The organism is Pseudomonas sp. FME51 (assembly GCF_014897305.1).
Genome location: NZ_JABUYN010000004.1, coordinates 167,965 through 187,873, shown reverse-complemented (window position 1 = coordinate 187,873; position 19,909 = coordinate 167,965). Strand labels below are relative to the sequence as shown.

The following is a 19,909-nucleotide window of genomic DNA, read 5'->3' as shown; positions in this document are numbered from 1 at the left end:
ACCACCTGCTCCGAGAGTCCATGCTGCTACTGATATTGATTCTGACCCCCTTCATCGGATGCGTTATCGCGGCGTTCCTGCCGGTGAACGCCCGTAACCGGGAAGCCTGGCTGGCCGTTGCCATCGCTCTGGTTGGCCTGATCATCATCGGTTGGCAGTTCCCTCAGATCAGTAATGGCGAGGTCTTGCGTTATCAGATCGACTGGATGCCCGAATACGGGCTGAATCTGGTCCTGCGCATGGATGGCCTGGCCTGGCTGTTCTCCATGCTGATCATCGGCATCTTCCTGTTGGTGGTACTGTACGCCCGTTACTACATGTCTCCGGAAGACCCTGTACCACGCTTTTTCTCCTTCTTGCTGGCATTCATGGGCTCCATGCTTGGCGTGGTACTGTCAGGCAATCTGATCCAACTGGTGATGTTCTGGGAGTTCACCAGCCTGTCATCGTTCCTCCTGATCGGTTATTGGCACCACCGTGCCGAGGCCCGCCGTGGCGCGCGCATGGCCTTCACCGTAACAGCTACCGGAGGCCTGTGCCTGCTGGCCGGGGTGCTGATGATGGGGCATATTATCGGCAGTTATGATCTGGATGTGGTGCTGGCCTCCGGTGAAACCTTGCGCGAACATGCCTGGTATCTGCCCACGCTGATCCTGGTCGCTCTCGGTGCTCTGACCAAAAGTGCGCAGTTTCCATTCCACTTCTGGCTGCCCCACGCAATGGCTGCGCCGACGCCGGTATCGGCTTATCTGCATTCGGCGACCATGGTCAAGGCCGGGATATTCCTGCTGATGCGCCTGTGGCCGGTGCTTTCCGGCACGCCGGAATGGACCTGGATCATTGGCGGTGCCGGGGTCTGTACTCTGCTGATCGGCTCGTTCATCGCCATTTTCCAGCACGACCTCAAGGGTCTGTTGGCCTACTCCACTATCAGTCATCTGGGGCTGATCACCGCACTGCTGGGGATCGGCACGCCGCTGGCAATGGTCGCGGCGATTTTTCACACGCTGAACCACGCGACGTTCAAAGCCTCGCTGTTCATGGCCGTCGGTATCATCGACCATGAAAGCGGCACCCGCGATATGCGCAAACTCAGCGGCCTGTACAAAATGATCCCGTATACCGCGACATTGGCCATCGTCGCTTCCGCAGCCATGGCTGGGGTGCCCTTCCTGAATGGTTTCCTGTCCAAGGAAATGTTCTTTGCCGAAGCCCTGCTGGTCGGTAGCAACAGCAATTGGTGGATGGCGCTGGCGGCTGTCACCATGGGTGTATTCAGCGTGGTATATTCGCTGCGCTTTATTAACGTGTTCTTCGGAAAACCGGCCACCAATCTGCCGAAGACGCCCCATGAGCCGCCACGCTGGATGCGCTTTCCGGTGGAAGTGCTGGTGGTGTTCTGTCTGATTGTCGGCATCATCCCGGGCCTCAGCATCGGTCCACTGCTGCATGCCAGCGTGCAATCGGTGCTCGGCGACCAGACCCCCTATTACAGTCTGTCGCTCTGGCATGGCTTTAATATCCCGCTGCTGATGAGCTTTATCGCCCTGGGTGGCGGTGTGCTGTTGTATATCGTATTGCGCAAGCGCTTCAACCTCATCCAGCGTGACCAGGTACCGCTGCTGTATCGTTTCAATGGCAAGCAAGCCTATGAAAGCACCATGCTCGAGCTGCGCAGCGCCGCTTCCCGACTGGAGAAGCTGCTCGGCACTCGGCGCCTGCAACCGCAAGTGGTGCTGCTGGTGTCGGTGTGTCTGGCCGCCGGTGTGGCAGCCGCTGCTACAGCCCCCCAAGTTTGGTCTGCGCTGGGACCGAGCACACCCCATATCCCCTTCGCAGTGCTGTGGCTGATCGGTTGCGCTTGCGCGATCGCCGCCGCCTGGCAGGCCAAGTATCACCGTCTGGCAGCACTGGCCCTGGTCGGGGGTGCCGGTCTGGTGGTGTGTCTGACCTTCCTCTGGCTGTCCGCACCCGACCTGGCATTGACTCAGCTGATGGTGGAAACCGTCACCACAGTGCTTATTCTGCTCGGCCTGCGCTGGCTGCCACCGCGGCTGCGCTCCATCGAGCAGGATAAAGCCGAAGCTGTCCTGACCCGTACCCGCCGCACCCGCGATTTTATCCTCGCAGTGGCTGCGGGGTTGGGCTTGGCGGCAATCAGCTATCTGGTACTGATGTTGCCGGCAGGTAGCGGAATTGGCGGCTTCTTCCTTGAGCGCGCCTTGTCCGAGGGCGGCGGCAGCAACGTGGTCAACGTCTTGCTGGTGGACTTCCGCGGCTTCGATACCATGGGCGAAATCGCCGTACTGGGTATTGTCGCGCTGACCGTTTATGGCCTGCTGCGCCGCTTCCGCCCTTCGCCGGAAAGCATGACGCTGCCGCCGCAGCAGACCAATCTGGTCGACCCCGCGGCACAGCAGACGCCCGCCGAACAGACCAAGACCGGCTACATGATGATACCTGGCGTCTATCTGCGGCTGCTGCTGCCGGTCATTCTGGTCTGTACCGTGTATTTCTTCATGCGTGGCCATAACCTGCCAGGCGGCGGCTTTGTCGCTGGCCTGCTGTTCTCGGTGGGCATCATCATCCAGTACATGCTGGCGGGCACGCTGTGGGTCGAATCCCGCCTGCACCTGCATCCGCACCGCTGGCTGGCGCTGGGATTGGTCATCGCAGTCGGCACCGGGCTCGGTGCGGTGTTGCTGGGCTATCCGTTCCTGACCAGCCATACCGCCCACGTCAGTTTGCCGATACTCGGCGAGTTGCATATGCCCAGCGCCTTCTTTTTCGATCTTGGCGTGTTCAGCGTGGTGGTTGGCGCCACCATGCTGATTCTCACCTCACTGGCTCACCAGTCGATCCGCGGCCATCGCCTGCCGCTGGCCTCGATGGACGCGGCTGACGCCGTTGAAAAGGAGAAAATCTGATGGAAGCTGTTATCGCCATTGCCATTGGCGTGTTGTTCGCCTCAGGAATCTGGCTGATTCTGCGACCCCGTACTTTTCAGGTCATCATCGGTCTGCTGCTGATTTCCTACGCGGTGAACATGTTCATCTTCATCATGGGACGTCTAACGGTGAACAAACCGCCACTGACCCTGGACGAATCGATTGATACCGGACTGTTCGCTGACCCAGTGACCCAGGCCCTGGTACTCACTGCCATCGTCATCGGCTTTGCCACTACTGCACTGTACCTGGTGTTACTGCTGACCTCCCGTGGGCTGACCGGTACCGACCATGTAGACGGTAAGGAACCCGGTCAATGAGTTTCTGGGCCGACCAACTGATACTGTTGCCCATACTGCTCCCCCTGCTGTTCGCAGCAGCGCTGGTGTTGCTCAGCGGCCGCCAGCAGCAACTCAAGTTCGCCGTCAACCTGATCGGTACAGTCGCGTTACTGATCACCGCCATTACCCTGTTCTGGTTCGCCGACAATGAAGTCTGGCCGAACGGCGTAGGCGTCTATCTGGCTGGTAACTGGGTAGCGCCATTCGGCATTGCACTGGTGGTGGACCGACTGTCGGCGTTGATGCTGACATTGAGCGCCGTCATCGCGACAGCAGCTCTGGTGTTTTCCTACCGCCGCTGGAGCCGTGCCGGGGTGCATTTCCACTCGTTGTTCCAGTTTCTATTGGCGGGAATCAACGGCTCCTTCATCACCGGTGACCTGTTCAACCTGTTCGTATTCTTCGAAATCATGCTGGCCGCCTCCTACGGTTTGTTGCTGCTCGGCCTGCAGCCCAACCGGATACGCGCCAGCATGCAGTATGTGGTGGTCAACCTGGTCGCCTCGTCGTTTTTCCTGATCGGTGTAGCATTGATCTACGCCGCCGCAGGCACCTTGAACATGGCGGATCTGGCAGTACGTGTCGCAGCCATGGGCGATAGTGAACGGTTGTTGCTGGAGGTAGGAGCCGCGATTCTGGCGATTGCCTTCCTGACCAAAAGCGCCATGTGGCCGCTGGGTTTCTGGCTACCGACCACCTACGCCGCGGCTGCACCGCCGGTAGCCGCTATGCTGGTACTGATGACCAAGGTCGGCGTATACGTGCTGCTGCGCCTGTGGATGCTGGTGTTCGCCGAGCAGGCCGAGGTGCTGCAGGCAATTTCCGGCAATATTCTGATCGTGGGTGGTCTGCTTACCCTGGCCTTTGGCACCATAGGCCTGCTGGGTAGTCAGGAGCTGGGACGCATGGCGGGGTTCAGCGCGATCATCTCTTCCGGCACTCTGCTGGCCGCGATTGGCTATGGCGAGCAGAAAGTCATTGCCGCAGCCCTGTTCTACCTGGTCAGCTCCACGCTGGCGGTGGCCGCGTTCATGCTGCTGATGGAGCTGGTGGAACGCATCCGCAAGCCCAGCGCCGCAATGTTGGCCCTGACCATGGAAGCCTTTGCCATCGACGACGCACCGGAGGAATCCGCGGGTGTGGTGATCCCGGCAGCCATGGCCTTCATCGGTCTGTCCTTTGTCGCCTGCGCCTTGATCATCGCCGGCCTGCCGCCGCTGTCCGGGTTTCTGGCCAAGTTTGCATTGTTCCATGCCCTGCTCAACCCTACCGGCTTGTTTACCGGCAATCTTTATTCTGCCGGCCCATTGGCCTGGAGCATGCTGGGTTTGATCATTGCATCCGGTCTCGCAGCGATCATCTCGCTGATGCGTTTTGGTGTGCGCACCTTCTGGGCATCTGCGGATGCCAAAGCGCCCCGCCTGCAACTGAGCGAAGCGCTCCCCGTGTCGATGCTGCTGCTGCTGTGCGTGATCATCAGTGTCGCGGCGGGCCCAGCCAGCAGCTACATGGAGCGCACCTCGGCCGTACTGCATGAGCCGCAATTGTATATTGATCGGGTGCTGTCCAGCCCGGCGGTACCCGGCGTGGTCCACACCGCAGGAGATGAGCAATGAAACGCTGGCTGCCCACTCCGCTGATCTCACTGGCACTCTTGCTGCTGTGGTTGATGCTCAATCAGAGTATCGAAGCAGCGCATATCCTGCTCGGCGCACTCATTGCGATCGCAGTCCCACTGCTGATTGCCCCGCTGCGCCCAACCGCGGTGCGCGTGTCTCGTCCGTTGACAATAATTCGCCTGACCTTCCACTCGCTGATCGAGATCCTGCGCTCCAGTTTTAACGTCTGCATACTTATCCTGTTCGGCGGTGGACGACTCAACACCCAGTTCATCCGTGTTCCGCTGGACCTGCGCGATCCCCATGGCCTTGCCGTGCTGGCCTGCATCATCAACTCCACCCCGGGCACGGTGTGGGTGGAGATCATTCCGGGCAGCAATGATCTGGCACTGCACGTGTTTGATCTGCATGATGCAGCCTGGTGGGTCGACATGATCAAGAGCAAACTGGAGCAACCCTTGATCGACATTTTTGAACAGGAGAAAGCATGATTGCCCTGATGCTCACAGTGGCACTGGGATTCGCCCAGCTGTGCGTGCTGTTAGCCCTGATCTTCTGTGCCATTCGCCTGCTGCGCGGCCCCACCGCTCAGGATCGGGTGCTGGCTCTGGATTCTTTGTGGATGGCGGCCATGCTGTTCATTCTGCTGCTGGGCATTCGCTTTTCCAACATCATCTATTTTGAAGCAGCGTTGGTCATTGCGCTGACCGGCTTTGTATCCTCGATTGCCCTGGCCAAGTTCCTCATGCGCGGAGAGATTATCGAATGAGCGACTTCCTGACCCTGCCGATGATCGAGGTAAGTCTCTGGCTGGCCATCCCCATGGCACTGCTGTTGATACTCGGCGGGATAATCACCTTTACCGGCGCGCTGGGGCTGCTGCGGCTGCCCAATTTCTACCAACGCATTCATGGTCCGGCGGTGTTTATTACTGTCGGTACCGGCTGCTTTCTGATCGCCTCCATGCTCTACTTCAGCGGCACAATGGAGCGCCCTGTCGTGCACGAGCTATTGATCACTGCCTTTGTGCTGTTGACCGCCCCGGTGGTCTCCATGATGATCATGCGTGCGGCCGTCTATCGTGATTTGCGCGCACGCAAACCCGACGCAGAACAAACCAGCGCCTATCAGTTTCCGGATGATGAGTAGCTGGGGAAGGGGGCATGCTTCACACCTCTTATTCAAAGGGATTTGAAACATGCGTCGTGATTACAAGGCGTCCTGAGCTGTCGGACTGGCCGCGATAGCCATCCCGGGCATCACCAGACTGGCGAAACGAAACAGGTTCATGCCCTGACGTGCCACTACCATGGGGCCACCACGTCCCGCAGTGAGCTTGCCGAGTACCGCCCCGGCAACAGCTGCGCCGCCGACCCACCACACTGGTGAAATGCGGCGCATAGCTGCATACCGCTCCCGCCCATCCAGCTTCAGCAGGGCAAACTCGACGGCGAGCTGCTCATCCAGCACTTGAATCTGATTTTTCAGTTTCTTGCGATCCACTGGCTTCCTCCTTCAATGTCTGCAGCTGCCTTTTGGTCGCTGGGAAAGACAGGCTCTTTGCATACTTCTTGCACAAGGTTGCCATCACCCCCAGCGTGATCAATTGCACGACAATGAATGTTCCTATGGACAAGGCTACCGAACCGCTCCAGGCGAAAGCCAACCAGGCCAGCAACACGGACAATCCAATCCAGGCCAGCAACAGCAAGGGCACCATCGCCAGCCCCAATACCACCAGCTTTCCCGAGTCGGCAACAGCCAGACGCAATTCGAGAACAGCCAGCCGAACCAGATCACCGCCCGCGAGGGCCGCATGTTCCAGCCACGCCAGAGAGGATTTCAGCTCATCCTTGAGCGGTTGCCGAACCTGTTCCTGACCGCCGGCATCACCGCTCTGAGGATTATTCTCTCCGGGAATATCTGTCATTTGTTGGATATCAGCTGGGAAACGATGAAGCCCGCGGCAAACGCAATACCGAGCGTAGCCAATGGCTTGTCATGAAGGTAGCTGTTGGCATGGTCACACAGCTCACCTGCCTTGTTCTTGCCCTTCTCCAATTGGCCTTCAGCGTCATGCTTCCAGTCCATCCCGGCAGACTCCGCCGCATGCTTGAAGTGCTCTTTCGCTTCCATCAGCTTACTGTAAGCAGCTGCCACCGCTTCCTTCCCGGAGTCGATTTCCTGTTTTTTGCTGACCTGGTCCTGATTTGAAACGGGTCCGTTCTTGTCAACAGCAGTCATATTCGTGTGCTCCTTGATAGCTTCGGATAAGTCAGTATTCAACACACCGACACAATACTTGACCCGAAGCCTGGCGGCTTGTTCCCCCTTTTTTACTATCTGTCGCCGCTTGTCATCAGGGCGCGCCAACCAGCCAGTCCATGCGCCAGTCTCCTGGACCGGATTGAGCAAACTGCGGAGCCAGCCAAGGCAACACCTGCTCCAGCTCTTCCCACAGCGGCCACGGCGGGTTGATCAACATCAATCCCGAACCATTGAGCCCCAGGCTGGTATCCGCCGGGCGCACGTTGAGTTCGACGCGCAACACCTTGGGCAGCTCCGCCTCACTGATCTGGCGATAAAAATCCCGCAGCAGACGCTGATCCTTGATCGGATACCAGAGGGCGATCACCGTCTGTCGCATACGTTGAATACCCTGCTGTACCGCTTGCAGACAACGCTGCAAGTCATCACCCTTTTCGAACGGCGGATCGATCAGCCATAAAGCGCGTTTTTCCGCCACCGGCAGGAAAGCCTTCGGCAACTCATAGCCATCACGCTGGTGCACGGCAATCCGCGGCTCATCGGCAAAATGGTTTTTCAGCGTCAGCGCGTCTTCGGGATGCAGCTCACTGAGAATCATCCGATCCTGCTCGCGCAGAACGTCGGCGATCAGCTGTGGGGATCCTGGATACAGCTGCAGTTCGCCCTTCGGGTTATGGCGAGCGACAACATCACGATAGTCGGCCAGCAGCCCAGGCAAATCATCCCGCGCCCACAACCGGCCAATGCCATCCAGATACTCCCCGGTACGCCCGGCATCCTCACCCTGCAGATCGTACAGCGCCGTACCAGCGTGGCTGTCCAGATAACACAGCGGCGCTTCCTTGCGCTGCATCAAGGTGACCATACGCAGCAGAATGGCGTGTTTGAGAACATCGGCGTGATTGCCGGCGTGAAAGCTGTGACGGTAGTTCATGGGGTTTCCTGAGGCTGGCGGACGGGCGCATTCTAGCCTATTGGCTCGCTTATTGGGTCGGACGGCGGCGCGCTCGCAAAAGCCCGTCGCTGATTGTTCTGTAGCGGGGTTCTGGCTGGTTAGAGTGTTTTTCAGCAGCACAATATTCATCACGGGAGGTTCCGGCCCTATTCAGTACGACCGTCGTGTCGCCATGGATGGCGACCGCGAGCTTACAGGGATGTACTTGCAGCGTGTCGTACTGAATAGGGCCGGAACCTCACGTCAGCACAAAACCAGCCGCACCTCAAACCAAACCAGCAATCAGCCAAATCTAAGCCTGTTGACTCGTCGGCGTCACCCGCAAAACTTCCTCAATCGTGGTCAAGCCGGCCGCCACCTTCTGTGCACCGGATAACCGCAGACTGTGCATCCCTTCCCGGTAGGCCTGGCGGCGCAGGACGTTGAGATCGATGTCGGCTTGCACCAAAGGCTTCAGGCTGTCGATCAGTGGCATCAACTCATAGACGCCGGCGCGACCGCGATAGCCGGTTTCGCGACATTCCGGGCAGCCTACGGGCCGATGGGCGCGAGTGGGCTGAGGCGAATTCCAGGGCTTGGTGAGCTCCTGCCAGGCAGCCTCGTCCACGTCTGCCGGCTCCTTGCAGTGCGGGCAGAGAATGCGTACCAGCCGCTGCGCCATGACGCCAAGCACCGTAGCCTTGATCAGGTAAGCCGGCACGCCCAGCTCGATCAAGCGGCTGACGGAGCTGGGGGCGTCGTTGGTGTGCAGGGTGGACAGTACCAAGTGACCGGTCAGTGCCGCCTGAATCGCCATTTCCGCGGTTTCCAGATCGCGGATTTCGCCGATCATGATGATATCCGGATCCTGACGCATCAAGGCGCGGATGCCGCTGGCGAACGTCAGATCAATATTGTGCTGCACCTGCATCTGATTGAAGCTGTCCTCGACCATCTCGATCGGATCTTCGATGGTGCAGACGTTGACTTCCGGCGTAGCCAGCTGCTTGAGCGTGGTGTACAACGTAGTGGTCTTGCCGGAGCCAGTCGGACCGGTGACCAGCACGATACCGTTGGGTTGCTCGACCATCTTCTGCCAGCGGCGCTGATCCTCGCTGGAAAAGCCCAGCTGATCAAAACTGCGCAGCAGTACATCCGGGTCGAAGATCCGCATGACCATCTTCTCGCCAAAGGCCGTCGGCAAGGTCGACAGCCGCAGCTCGATCTCATTGCCCTGGGGAGACTTGGTCTTGACCCGGCCATCCTGCGGCTTACGTTTTTCCGCCACATTCATCCGGCCCAGGGTTTTCAGGCGACTGACCACGGCTACAGCCACCTGCAACGGAAACTGGTAAACCGTATGCAACACACCGTCGATGCGTAGTCGCACGCTACCGTTTTCACGGCGGGGCTCGATATGGATATCACTGGCCCGCTGCTCAAAGGCGTACTGGAATAGCCAGTCAACAATATTGACCACATGCGCATCGTTGGCATCCGGCTCCTGACTCATGCTGCCCAGGTTGAGCAGTTGCTCGAAGTTGCCGATCGAGGTGTTCTTCTGGTCTGACGCATTGGCGCCGTGCACCGAGCGAGCCAGCCGATAGAATTCCATCGAATAGCGCAGAATGTCCGCCGGGCAAGCCACCACGCGACGAATCTCGCGCTTGAGCACATGCACCAGATCGGCTTCCCAGCCACGCACAAAGGGCTGAGCGCTGACCACAGTGACTTCCCGTTCGTTGATTTCCACGGCGAGAATGCCGTGGCGCTGAGCGAAGGCAAAGGACATCAAGGGCGTGACAGCCGAGACATTGATCTTCAACGGATCGATACGATAGAACGGCTGGCCCGACTCACTGGCCAGCCAGCGGGTCAGCGAGTCCAGATCCAAGGGTCTGCCGGGGCGGGCAAGATCATCCGGCGCCTGACTGGCGATGAACTCCAGCGGATGCAGCTTGGCCGTTTCTCCTGTCGCAGAACGGCGCAAGGTGCTCAACTGCTCGGCACTGTCCAGCGCCAAACGGCCTTGCGCTGCCAGTGCCTTGAGAACATCCGTCAGATCCAGCAGTCGATCAGTGCCGGGAATGGCCAGATCGGTCAGATGCTTCATCCCTGTTCACCTCTTGTCGTCCATTCCATCGACCCACCATCCCGGCGAATCTCAGCTGTTCAGTTCACGCCAAGCGTTCAGCTTGCGTAGTCGCTGCCCTTGCTTGCGCAACGCAGCCAACAATGCCGGGCGCACCTCTTCATCGACCAGAGGATATTGTTCAAGCAGCGCCTGCAGTTTGTTCAACTCGCCGAACAGCCGATTGGGCTCGGGCACCTCCAGATGATCACGGAAGTTGGACAACAGGAAATACAGGCGGCTCAAGCGTGGCTGCTGATCCATCCATTCGCTGACATCGGAATCCGGATCATTGTGATGCGGCACGCGCAGTTCCTGAATCTCGCGGGCAACCGCGGCCAGCAACCAGCGCGGCAATGCCAGGTCGCCTACACGCTCGCCTCGTGGCGGGCGGCTCTGCTTCCAGCTGGTGGTATGCAGCCACAATCCCAAACCAAGGAACAATTGCCCCCACGCAGGGCTGGCAACAGTCTGCTCGAATACTTGCGGTGCCTGTTCCCGGGCGCTGCGACCTTCCTCGTCATCGGACCAACCCGCGAGCACCAATGGGCGGTACTGCGCGACGAGCTGATCCAGAGCCGGGGTAAACGGCTGGGCTGAGGTACGCGGCAGGGCCAGGTCGAACACACCAAAGAAGGCGCGCAGACTGATCAGATTGACCAACAGCTCACGAAACAGCTTCCATTGCCCGCTGAACCGATATTGCTCGGCCAGCCGCTGGGTGTGCCCGAGCAGCTGCCATCCTGCGCCGGCGATCACCTCATCCACCCGGGTATCCTGCGACCAGGCGCGAGCATCCAGCTGCAGATCGTAGCTGGACGGATCGAACAGCCGGTAGCCCCTCTCGGCTTTGCTGATGTCGCAGGGCATCAAGGGCACGTCCACCGCCAGCGCGGAGGCCAGCTCCAGAAGAGCTGCCACCGGGCCGCTGCGCAGCTCAAGCTCCAGTTCGCAGATCGGCTCTTCGCGGCCGTCGGCGACGACCTTGCCCTGATCCAGCGCCGCTTCCACTTCCACTGTTTCACCCTCGCGCTCCCAGCGCAGGATCGCCTTGGTGCGCTCAAAGTCGGTGGTGAAAACGGGTTGCAGAGTCAGCTTGTCCAGCGCAGCGAGACTGGCGGGCCAGCAGCTGTCATCCAGCAGGGTCAGATCCAGCGCCGCGGCGGCGATGGACCAGTCCCATTCATTGCGCTCGGAAAGACCGGCAACGCTTTGGCCACGGCTTTTCAGCGTCTGGATGAACTCTTCGCCATCACGACGCACACGCAGGGCCACACGTGCTTCGGCAAGGTCTCGCAAGGCCGTGTCGTAATACTGGTTGTACAGGGTACCGGTGCTCCAGTCACCCTGCAGACGCTGCTGCAGCAAGGGATGGGTACGCAGCACCGAGAGGGCGTCGGGGCTGATTCGCAGTTTGATTTCTGTTTCCTGGGCCATACTTTGTCTCATGATGAAATTGCCGCGACCAACTGTGATCGAAATGATTTTTGGCAAAAGTGTGTCTATTGGGTGACCACATGCTCTGCCATGACTATAATCCGCTGCCAAACACGCCTTGGGAGTTCCCTATGTCCAACAATCCTTTTATGAACCTCTTCGGTCGCTCGCCTATCGGGCCGATGCAGCGGCATATGGCCAAGGCACACGAATGCGCTTCTCAGCTGGTGCCTTTCATCGACGCACTGATGGCGGAGGACTGGGTCGAAGCCGAACGCGTCCAACAGCATATCTGCGTGCTCGAGAACGAAGCCGACGAGATGAAAAAGAATGTTCGGGTTAATCTGCCCAACAGCCTGTTTCTGTCCGTGCCGCGCTCGGATTTGCTTGAGCTGCTCAGTGTACAGGACAAAGTCGCCAACCGCGCCAAGGATATCGCGGGCCTGATGCTGGGTCGCAAGATGACGATTCACCCCGCCGTACAGCCCGCATTCAGACGCTTTGTCGAGCGTTCCGTCGAGGCCGCCACCCAGGCTCTGCGGGCCATGGAAGAGCTCAGCGACCTGATGGAAACCAGCTTTGCCGGCCGTGAGAGGAAGCTCATGGAGACCATGATCACCGAGCTGGAATGCATCGAGCATGATACGGACGAGATGCAGATAAAACTGCGGGCGGAGCTGTTCAAGCGCGAGTCTGAACTGCCCCCCGTCAACGTGATGTTCACCTACCAGATCATCGAATGGATTGGTGATGTCGCAGACCGCGCGGAACGCGTAGGTAATCGTCTGGAAATCCTCATGGCCCGTTAAGGGCCGCCCACCTGTCACACAATCAACAGAGCTTCCTCTTATGACCCTGATCGCAGAATATGGCACCATCCTGCTGGTGCTGGCCTGCCTATTCGGTTTTTTCATGGCTTGGGGCGTTGGCGCCAATGACGTAGCCAACGCCATGGGCACCTCAGTGGGCGCTCGTGCCCTGACCATCAAGCAGGCAATCATCATCGCCATGGTGTTCGAGTTCCTCGGCGCCTATCTGGCTGGGGGGTCGGTAACCCAGACCATTCGCAGTGGCATTCTGGATGCGACGCAAATCACTGCCGAGCAGATGGTGTTCGGCATGATGGCCTCCCTGCTGGCCGCCGGATCCTGGCTGCTGATCGCCTCCATGCGTGGCTGGCCAGTCTCGACCACACACTCGATCGTCGGTGCAGTGATCGGTTTTGGTGCGGTCGGCGTATCCATGGACTCGGTCAACTGGGCGGGCGTATTGCCTATCGTTTCCAGTTGGGTGATCTCCCCGGTATTGTCCGGCATCGTTGCCTTCATGATTTTCGTCAGTGTGCATCGGTTGATACTTGATACCGATACTCCCTTCGCCAATGCCAAACGCTACGTGCCCTTCTACATGTTTGCCGTGGGCTTTTTCATCTCGTTGATGACGCTGACCAAGGGACTCAAGCATGTTGGGCTGGATCTGTCCGGCCTCCAGGGTTTCGGCCTGTCGGTCGTCGCCGGCCTGCTGGTTTCCGGGCTGGGCGTGGCGCTGCTGCGACGTGTCAAGGAAGAGCCTGTGGAAAAAGGCAAGCACAACAGTGTCGAGCGGGTGTTCGGTGTTCTGATGATCTTCACCGCCTGCTCCATGGCCTTTGCCCACGGCTCCAACGATGTTGCCAACGCGGTAGGTCCGTTGGCTGCGGTGGTCGGCGTGCTGCAGTCAGGCGGCGAAATTGCCGCCACTTCGGTGGTGCCCAGCTGGATTCTACTACTCGGCGGTCTGGGTATCGTGATCGGCCTGGCGACCTACGGTTACCGAGTAATCGCCACCATCGGCCAGCACATTACCGAACTGACCCCCAGTCGCGGATTTGCAGCTGAGCTGGCCACCGCCGCTACCGTTGTCGGTGCATCGAGCATTGGCCTGCCGGTGTCCACCACCCACACGCTGGTGGGCGCGGTACTGGGGGTCGGCATGGCCCGCGGTATCGCTGCGCTGAATCTCAAGGTGGTAGGTACCATTTTCACCTCGTGGGTGATTACTCTGCCTGCCGGCGCCGTTCTCTCGATCATGTTCTTCTTCACCCTGCAGGGCATTTTCGGCTGACGCCCGCTACTGGCTGACGTAAGCTGGGTTTCCAGTCTTACGCCAGCCAGGAGTTCGCAATGCCTCTCCCCTCGCTCAAGGCGCAATTTGCCGCCCTGCTGCAAACGCCCTCCATCAGCTGTACCCAGCCGGAACTTGATCAATCCAACCTGCCGGTCATTCATCTGTTGAGCGACTGGCTGAGCGATCTCGGCTTTACCTGCAATATCCAACCGATTGCCGGGGCGCCGGACAAGGCCAACCTGATTGCCATTCTGGGCAGTGGCCCCGGCGGGCTGGTGCTGGCCGGACACACCGATACCGTACCCTGCAATCCCGAGCGCTGGCAGCACGACCCCTTTGCCCTGACCGAGGCGGATGGACGCTGGTATGGATTGGGCAGTTGCGATATGAAGGGCTTCTTCCCGCTGATTATTGAAGCCGTGCAGACATTCCGTGATCAACCTTTCAAGCAACCGCTGATCATCCTGGCGACTGCGGATGAAGAGAGCGCCATGGGTGGCGCCCAAGCGTTGGCCGCCGATGATCTGTTCGGCGCCCGCCATGCAGTGATTGGTGAGCCGACCGGTCTCAAGCCGATCCGCGTGCACAAGGGCATATTGATGGAGCGCGTGGATATCATCGGTCAGGCTGGACATTCCTCCGATCCATCGCTCGGGCGCAATGCCATCGAAGCCATGCATCAGGTGATCAATGAGCTGCTGACTCTGCGCAGCACCTGGCAACGGCAATGGAGCAACCCGCTGTTCAGCGTGCCGACTCCGACCCTGAACCTGGGCTGCATCCACGGCGGCGACAACCCCAACCGCATCTGCGGCCGCTGCGCACTGGAGTTCGATCTGCGCCCACTGCCCGGCATGGATGCGGATGAACTGCGCGCAACCATTGGTCAGCGTCTGGCCGCGGTTGCAGCAGAGCAACAGGTGCAAATCGATTATCAACCGCTGTTTCCCGGCGTGCCGCCCATGGATACACCCGCCACCGCCGAGATAGTGCAGGCCTGCGAGCAGCTCACCGGCTACAGCGCGGGTAGCGTTGCCTTCGCTACCGAAGGTCCCTATCTGAACCAGCTCGGCCTGCAAACCATCATCCTCGGTCCCGGCGACATCGCCCAGGCGCATCAACCGGATGAGTATCTGGCGATGGACCGGATCGCGCCGACGGTGGAATTGTTGAAGCAACTGATTGGGCGGTTTTGTTTGTAGGCAGCTCCCCCCCTCCCTCGCCGGGCGCCCCCGCCCCTTTCCCGCAAGGGGAGAAGGGCCGCTTACCTACCGAAACGGCGGCTCATCAAAGCTGCGCAGCTTGCGTGAATGCAGACTGTGCAGCTGGTCGCGCAGTAGATCCAGTGCAGCGATGCCGATATGCAAGTGCTGAGTCACGGCGCGTTCATAGAAAGCGCCGGCTGCACCAGGAAGCTTGAGTTCGCTGTGCAGCGGCTTGTCCGAGACACACAACAAGGTTCCATAAGGTACCCGCAGACGGTAACCCTGGGCAGCAATAGTGCCGCTTTCCATGTCCACGGCGACAGCGCGAGAAAGGTTGATCAACGGCCGTTCCTGCGCCCAGCGCAGCTCCCAGTTGCGATCGTCGTAGGTCAGGACAGTGCCGGTACGCAGGCGTCGCTTCAGCGAATCACCCTTCTCCCCCGTCACCTGCGCCGCCGCATCCTGCAGCGCCTGCTGTACTTCGGCCAACGCCGGCAACGGTATATTCGGCGGCAGAACCCGATCAAGAATGCCGTCGCGGCGCATGTAAGCGTGAGCCAGCACGTAGTCGCCAATAGTCTGTGACTGACGCAGGCCGCCACAATGGCCGATCATCAACCAGCAATGCGGGCGTAGTACGGCCAGATGATCGGTGATGTTCTTGGCGTTGGATGGGCCGACACCAATATTGACCAGGGTAATGCCATCTCCATCAGCGGCCTGCAGGTGATAGGCCGGCATCTGGTACTTGTGCCAGACCACGCTGTCGAGGATCGCCTGCATCTCGCCCTCGGCCATGCCACGCTCGACGATCACGTTACCCGGCAGCACCATGCGGCAGAAGCGCGAATCGGCGAGCAGCATATCCAGACCGTGGCGAATGAACTGGTCCACGTAACGGTGGTAGTTGGTCAACAGAATCCATGGCTGCACATGACGCCAGTCGCTGCCGGTGTAATGCACCAGTCGGCGCAGGGAAAAGTCCACCCGAGCAGCGTCAAACAGCGCCAGGGGCAGCGGGTCGGTATCTTCCCAGTCCACCAGGCCATCGGCTGTGCCATCGGTGGCAGCAGCCAGGTCGGTACTGGGAAAGACCCTTGCCAGTTCGCCGGCCGTGACACCGGAACCGGCCAGCTCATCACCCTGCTCAACCACATAGGGATAGGGAATCGCCTGCTGACTGACGCCCACCTCCAGCCGCACGTTGAACTCACTGGTCAATGGGTGCAGCTGCTGCAACAGGTAGCTGCGGAAATTCTCGGGATGGGTGATGGTGACACTGTAGGTGCCCGGCACCTGCACCTTGGCCCAGGCGCGCACGCTGGTCGGCGCCGGATCATTCCCCATCCAGGTCAACCGCAACTCCGGATAGCGGAACAGGCACAGCTGTTGCGCGTCGGGTCGGGTGCGGTCCTTGAGATATCGCTTCAGTGAATGCCCCAGCGCGCCAACCGCCTGGTCATACAGCGCGGCCAGACGATCGACAGCCTCTTCGGGTGTCTGCACAACAATGAAATCTTCAGTACCTGGATGCACGGCAATCTCTCTTCTGTCTCTGAATCCGGTTTCGGGAAAGCCCTTCTATCTTGCCTGCAATTCCTTCACGACGGCAATTGCGCGCCTTGCTCTTGAAGCCAAGGGCTGAATATCTCTAAACTGGTGTTTTTCACGGAACAGCCGCATGTCCGACTACGTCAAATGGTTCCGCCACTCCACACCCTACATCAACACCCATCGCGATCGCACCTTCGTGGTGTTGTTGCCAGGTGAAGCGATCGCGCACCCGAATTTCAACAACATCATCAACGACATCATGTTGCTCAACAGCCTGGGTGTACGTCTGGTGCTGGTTCACGGCTCGCGTCCGCAGATCGAGGAACGACTGGCGGCCCGCGGCCTGACTTCACATTTCCACAGGGACCTGCGGATTACCGACAGTGACACTCTGGGCTGTGTGATGGATGCAGTCGGTAGCCTGCGTATAGCCATCGAGGCACGCCTGTGCACCCTGGCCGGTCAGGGCAGTCGGCTGCGCGTGGTCAGTGGCAACCTCGTCACCGCCAAGCCGATCGGCGTGATCGACGGCGTCGACCTGCACCACTCCGGTGAAGTACGGCGCATTGATCGCAAGGCCATCAGTCGGCACCTGGACGACGCGTCCATCGTATTGCTGTCGTCGATTGGCTATTCACCGACCGGCGAGGCATTCAACCTTGCCTGTGAAGACGTGGCAACCAGCGCGGCCAGTGCGCTGGAAGCGGACAAACTGATCCTGTTCGGCCCGGATACCGGCATCTTCAATGCCGATGGCCAACTGCTGCGCGAACTCAAGCCCAGCCGAGCTCAGCCGCTATTGGCCGCGCTGGGCAACAGCCTGCCCGGTTCGCTGCTGGCTGCCGCCTGCAAGGCCTGCCATCAGGGTCTGCGGCGTAGCCACATCATCAGCTACGCCGAAGACGGCGCCATGCTCACCGAACTCTTCACCCGGGACGGCGGCGGCACCCTGGTTACTCAGGAGGCCTTCGAAACGATCCGCAGCGCCAGCGTCGATGATGTGGCCGGGCTACTGGACCTGCTGCGCCCATTGGAGCAAGCCGGGATTCTGGTTCGCCGCTCGCGGGAGATACTGGAAACCGAAATTGATCAGTTCACGCTGATCGAGCGCGACGGCATGATCATCGGCTGCGCCGCCCTGTATCCGCTGGATGAAAGCAGCGCCGAACTGGCCTGCGTGGCGATCCATCCGGACTACCGGCATGGTGGACGCGGCGACCAGTTGCTCGAACACATCGAAGCCGACGCCCGGCGGCGCTCGCTGAATACCCTGTTCGTGCTCACCACGCGCACCGCACACTGGTTCCGTGAACGTGGCTTCGAGCCAAGCTCGGTGGAACGCCTGCCCCAACAACGCGCCTCACTGTACAACTACCAGCGCAACTCCAAGGTTTTCGAGAAGTCCCTCTGAGCCGGTCTGCCTCGCCCATCCGGCGGGTCGGGCTGCAGGCTCGGCGGCAAATTGATATGCTAGGGCTCATTAGCTCCTGACGTTTTCTGCATCGCACAACGAGATAAACCACCATGCCTGATTATCGCTCCAAGACATCCACCCATGGCCGCAACATGGCCGGCGCCCGTGCTCTGTGGCGCGCTACCGGTATGAAAGATGATGACTTCAAAAAGCCGATCATCGCCATCGCCAACTCCTTTACCCAGTTCGTGCCCGGTCACGTGCACCTGAAAGACCTGGGACAGCTGGTGGCCCGGGAGATCGAAAAGGTCGGTGGTGTCGCCAAGGAATTCAACACCATCGCGGTGGATGACGGTATCGCCATGGGTCATGACGGCATGCTGTACTCCCTGCCCAGCCGCGAAATCATCGCCGACTCGGTGGAGTACATGGTCAACGCGCACTGCGCCGACGCTATCGTCTGCATCTCCAACTGCGACAAGATCACTCCCGGCATGCTGATGGCCGCCCTGCGCCTGAATATTCCGGTGGTATTCGTTTCCGGTGGCCCTATGGAAGCTGGCAAGACCAAGCTCTCCAAGGACCCACTGAACCTGGTCGATGCCATGGTGATCGCCGCTGAAGAATCCGCCACCGACGAAGAAGTAGCCGAAGTGGAACGCAGCGCCTGCCCTACCTGCGGCAGCTGCTCGGGCATGTTCACCGCCAACTCGATGAACTGCCTGATGGAAGCGCTGGGCCTGGCCCTGCCCGGCAACGGCTCTGTCCTGGCCACCCATGCCGACCGTGAACAACTCTTCCTGCAGGCCGCGCGCACTGTCGTCGAGCTGACCGAACGCTATTACCGCGACGGTGACGACTCCGTCCTGCCGCGCAACATTGCCAACTTCAAAGCCTTTGAAAACGCCATGACCATGGACATCGCCATGGGTGGCTCGACCAACACCATCCTGCACCTGCTGGCCGCCGCTCAGGAAGGCGAAGTGGAATTTGATCTGCGCGACATCGACCGCCTGTCCCGCGAAGTACCGGAGCTGTGCAAGGTGGCCCCGAACATTCAGAAGTACCACATGGAAGATGTGCACCGTGCCGGTGGCATCTTCGCCATTCTCGGTTCACTGGCCCGTGGCGGCCTGCTGCATACCGACCTGCCCACCATCCACAGCAAGACCATGGCCGAAGGCATCGCCAAGTGGGACATTACCCAGACCACCGATGAAGCGGTACATACCTTTTACAAGGCGGGGCCTGCGGGCATCCCGACCCAAACCGCCTTCAGCCAGAGCACCCGCTGGCCGAGCCTGGATCTGGACCGTGAAAACGGCTGTATCCGTAGCGTCGAGCATGCCTACAACAAGGAAGGCGGGCTGGCGGTACTCTACGGCAACATCGCACTGGATGGCTGCGTGGTCAAAACCGCCGGTGTTGATCCATCCATCTGGGTGTTTGAAGGCACGGCGAAGATCTTCGAAAGTCAGGACAGCGCCGTACGCGGCATCCTCGCCGATGAAGTGAAGGCCGGGGATATCGTCATTATCCGCTACGAAGGCCCCAAGGGCGGTCCGGGTATGCAGGAAATGCTCTACCCGACCAGTTACCTGAAATCCAAGGGGCTGGGCAAGGACTGTGCGCTACTGACTGACGGTCGCTTCTCCGGCGGCACTTCGGGCCTGTCCATCGGCCACGCCTCCCCCGAAGCGGCTGCCGGCGGCGCCATCGGCCTGGTACAGGAAGGCGATCGCGTTCTGATCGACATTCCCAACCGCACCATCAACCTGCAGATATCCGACGAAGAACTGTCCCACCGTCGCATCGAGCAGGACAAGAAAGGCTGGAAGCCGGTTGAAAAACGCCCACGCAAGGTGTCCACCGCGCTCAAGGCCTACGCCCTGCTGGCCACAAGTGCCGACAAGGGTGCGGTGCGCAACAAGGCGATGCTGGAAGACTGACAG

At 59.8% G+C, this 19,909-nt stretch carries 18 protein-coding genes; 11 read left to right on the top strand and 7 right to left on the bottom strand.

Features of this window, described 5'->3' with window-relative positions:
• Positions 1 to 20 precede the first annotated feature (20 nt).
• The 6 genes from INT39_RS09155 to mnhG are packed head-to-tail and all read left to right on the top strand — an operon-like array spanning position 21 to position 6,057.
• Positions 21 to 2,927, top strand: a complete 2,907-nt coding sequence (locus INT39_RS09155) for a monovalent cation/H+ antiporter subunit A (RefSeq protein WP_193073599.1) — start codon at positions 21 to 23, stop codon at positions 2,925 to 2,927.
• Positions 2,927 to 3,268, top strand: coding sequence for a Na+/H+ antiporter subunit C (locus INT39_RS09150; protein WP_193073598.1), 342 nt, complete (start codon positions 2,927 to 2,929; stop codon positions 3,266 to 3,268). The genes INT39_RS09155 and INT39_RS09150 overlap by 1 nt, the downstream gene beginning before the upstream one ends.
• Entirely contained in the window at positions 3,265 to 4,905 is a 1,641-nt protein-coding gene (locus tag INT39_RS09145) for a monovalent cation/H+ antiporter subunit D (protein ID WP_193073597.1), read from the top strand. The genes INT39_RS09150 and INT39_RS09145 overlap by 4 nt, the downstream gene beginning before the upstream one ends.
• Positions 4,902 to 5,399, top strand: coding sequence for a Na+/H+ antiporter subunit E (locus tag INT39_RS09140; RefSeq protein ID WP_193073596.1), 498 nt, complete (start codon positions 4,902 to 4,904; stop codon positions 5,397 to 5,399). Before INT39_RS09145 ends, INT39_RS09140 begins: the two co-directional genes overlap by 4 nt.
• Positions 5,400 to 5,407: 8 nt before the next feature.
• Positions 5,408 to 5,677: a K+/H+ antiporter subunit F gene (locus tag INT39_RS09135; protein ID WP_226944673.1), complete on the top strand. Its 270-nt coding sequence runs from the start codon at positions 5,408 to 5,410 to the stop codon at positions 5,675 to 5,677.
• Positions 5,674 to 6,057 carry a monovalent cation/H(+) antiporter subunit G gene (mnhG, locus tag INT39_RS09130; protein WP_226944648.1) on the top strand — a complete coding sequence of 128 codons (384 nt, stop codon included), beginning with the start codon at positions 5,674 to 5,676 and terminating at the stop codon, positions 6,055 to 6,057. Before INT39_RS09135 ends, mnhG begins: the two co-directional genes overlap by 4 nt.
• Positions 6,058 to 6,117: 60 nt before the next feature.
• Here the strand turns inward: mnhG and INT39_RS09125 are convergent, their stop codons facing one another.
• From INT39_RS09125 to INT39_RS09100, 6 genes are all read right to left on the bottom strand, one after another.
• Positions 6,118 to 6,411 carry a hypothetical protein gene (locus INT39_RS09125; protein ID WP_193073594.1) on the bottom strand — a complete coding sequence of 98 codons (294 nt, stop codon included), beginning with the start codon at positions 6,409 to 6,411 and terminating at the stop codon, positions 6,118 to 6,120.
• Positions 6,368 to 6,838 carry a hypothetical protein gene (locus INT39_RS09120; protein WP_193073593.1) on the bottom strand — a complete coding sequence of 157 codons (471 nt, stop codon included), beginning with the start codon at positions 6,836 to 6,838 and terminating at the stop codon, positions 6,368 to 6,370. The genes INT39_RS09125 and INT39_RS09120 overlap by 44 nt, the downstream gene beginning before the upstream one ends.
• Positions 6,835 to 7,152, bottom strand: coding sequence for a DUF883 C-terminal domain-containing protein (locus tag INT39_RS09115; protein ID WP_193073592.1), 318 nt, complete (start codon positions 7,150 to 7,152; stop codon positions 6,835 to 6,837). The genes INT39_RS09120 and INT39_RS09115 overlap by 4 nt, the downstream gene beginning before the upstream one ends.
• A 115-nt stretch (positions 7,153 to 7,267) precedes the next feature.
• Positions 7,268 to 8,110 (bottom strand): 23S rRNA (adenine(2030)-N(6))-methyltransferase RlmJ, encoded by an 843-nt coding sequence (locus tag INT39_RS09110; protein ID WP_193073591.1) that lies wholly within the window; start codon positions 8,108 to 8,110, stop codon positions 7,268 to 7,270.
• 313 nt (positions 8,111 to 8,423) lie between these two features.
• The gene (locus INT39_RS09105; protein ID WP_193073590.1) at positions 8,424 to 10,223 is read right to left on the bottom strand and encodes a GspE/PulE family protein; all 1,800 of its coding nucleotides are present in this window, start codon (positions 10,221 to 10,223) and stop codon (positions 8,424 to 8,426) included.
• A gap of 51 nt (positions 10,224 to 10,274) precedes the next feature.
• Complete coding sequence (locus INT39_RS09100; protein WP_193073589.1) at positions 10,275 to 11,678, bottom strand: inorganic triphosphatase; 1,404 nt, start codon at positions 11,676 to 11,678, stop codon at positions 10,275 to 10,277.
• A gap of 131 nt (positions 11,679 to 11,809) precedes the next feature.
• Here INT39_RS09100 and INT39_RS09095 point away from each other — a divergent pair, with 131 nt between their 5' ends.
• Genes INT39_RS09095 through argE form a run of 3 tightly spaced genes read left to right on the top strand, consistent with a single transcriptional unit; the run spans position 11,810 to position 14,986 of the window.
• On the top strand, positions 11,810 to 12,487 hold the full coding sequence (locus INT39_RS09095) for a TIGR00153 family protein (RefSeq protein ID WP_193073588.1): 678 nt from the start codon (positions 11,810 to 11,812) through the stop codon (positions 12,485 to 12,487).
• A 40-nt stretch (positions 12,488 to 12,527) separates the two neighbouring features.
• On the top strand, positions 12,528 to 13,781 hold the full coding sequence (locus INT39_RS09090) for an inorganic phosphate transporter (protein WP_193073587.1): 1,254 nt from the start codon (positions 12,528 to 12,530) through the stop codon (positions 13,779 to 13,781).
• Positions 13,782 to 13,840: 59 nt separating this feature from the next.
• A complete protein-coding gene (argE, locus tag INT39_RS09085; protein ID WP_193073586.1) occupies positions 13,841 to 14,986 on the top strand; it encodes an acetylornithine deacetylase in 1,146 nt (381 codons plus the stop codon).
• 66 nt (positions 14,987 to 15,052) lie between these two features.
• Here argE and amn read toward each other — a convergent pair whose 3' ends face one another.
• Entirely contained in the window at positions 15,053 to 16,525 is a 1,473-nt protein-coding gene (amn, locus tag INT39_RS09080) for an AMP nucleosidase (protein ID WP_193073585.1), read from the bottom strand.
• Positions 16,526 to 16,670: 145 nt separating this feature from the next.
• Between amn and argA the strand changes: the two genes are divergently transcribed.
• Both argA and ilvD read left to right on the top strand, forming a co-directional pair.
• Positions 16,671 to 17,954, top strand: coding sequence for an amino-acid N-acetyltransferase (gene argA, locus INT39_RS09075; RefSeq protein WP_193073584.1), 1,284 nt, complete (start codon positions 16,671 to 16,673; stop codon positions 17,952 to 17,954).
• A gap of 113 nt (positions 17,955 to 18,067) precedes the next feature.
• Positions 18,068 to 19,906 (top strand): dihydroxy-acid dehydratase, encoded by a 1,839-nt coding sequence (gene ilvD, locus INT39_RS09070; protein WP_193073583.1) that lies wholly within the window; start codon positions 18,068 to 18,070, stop codon positions 19,904 to 19,906.
• Positions 19,907 to 19,909 lie beyond the last annotated feature (3 nt).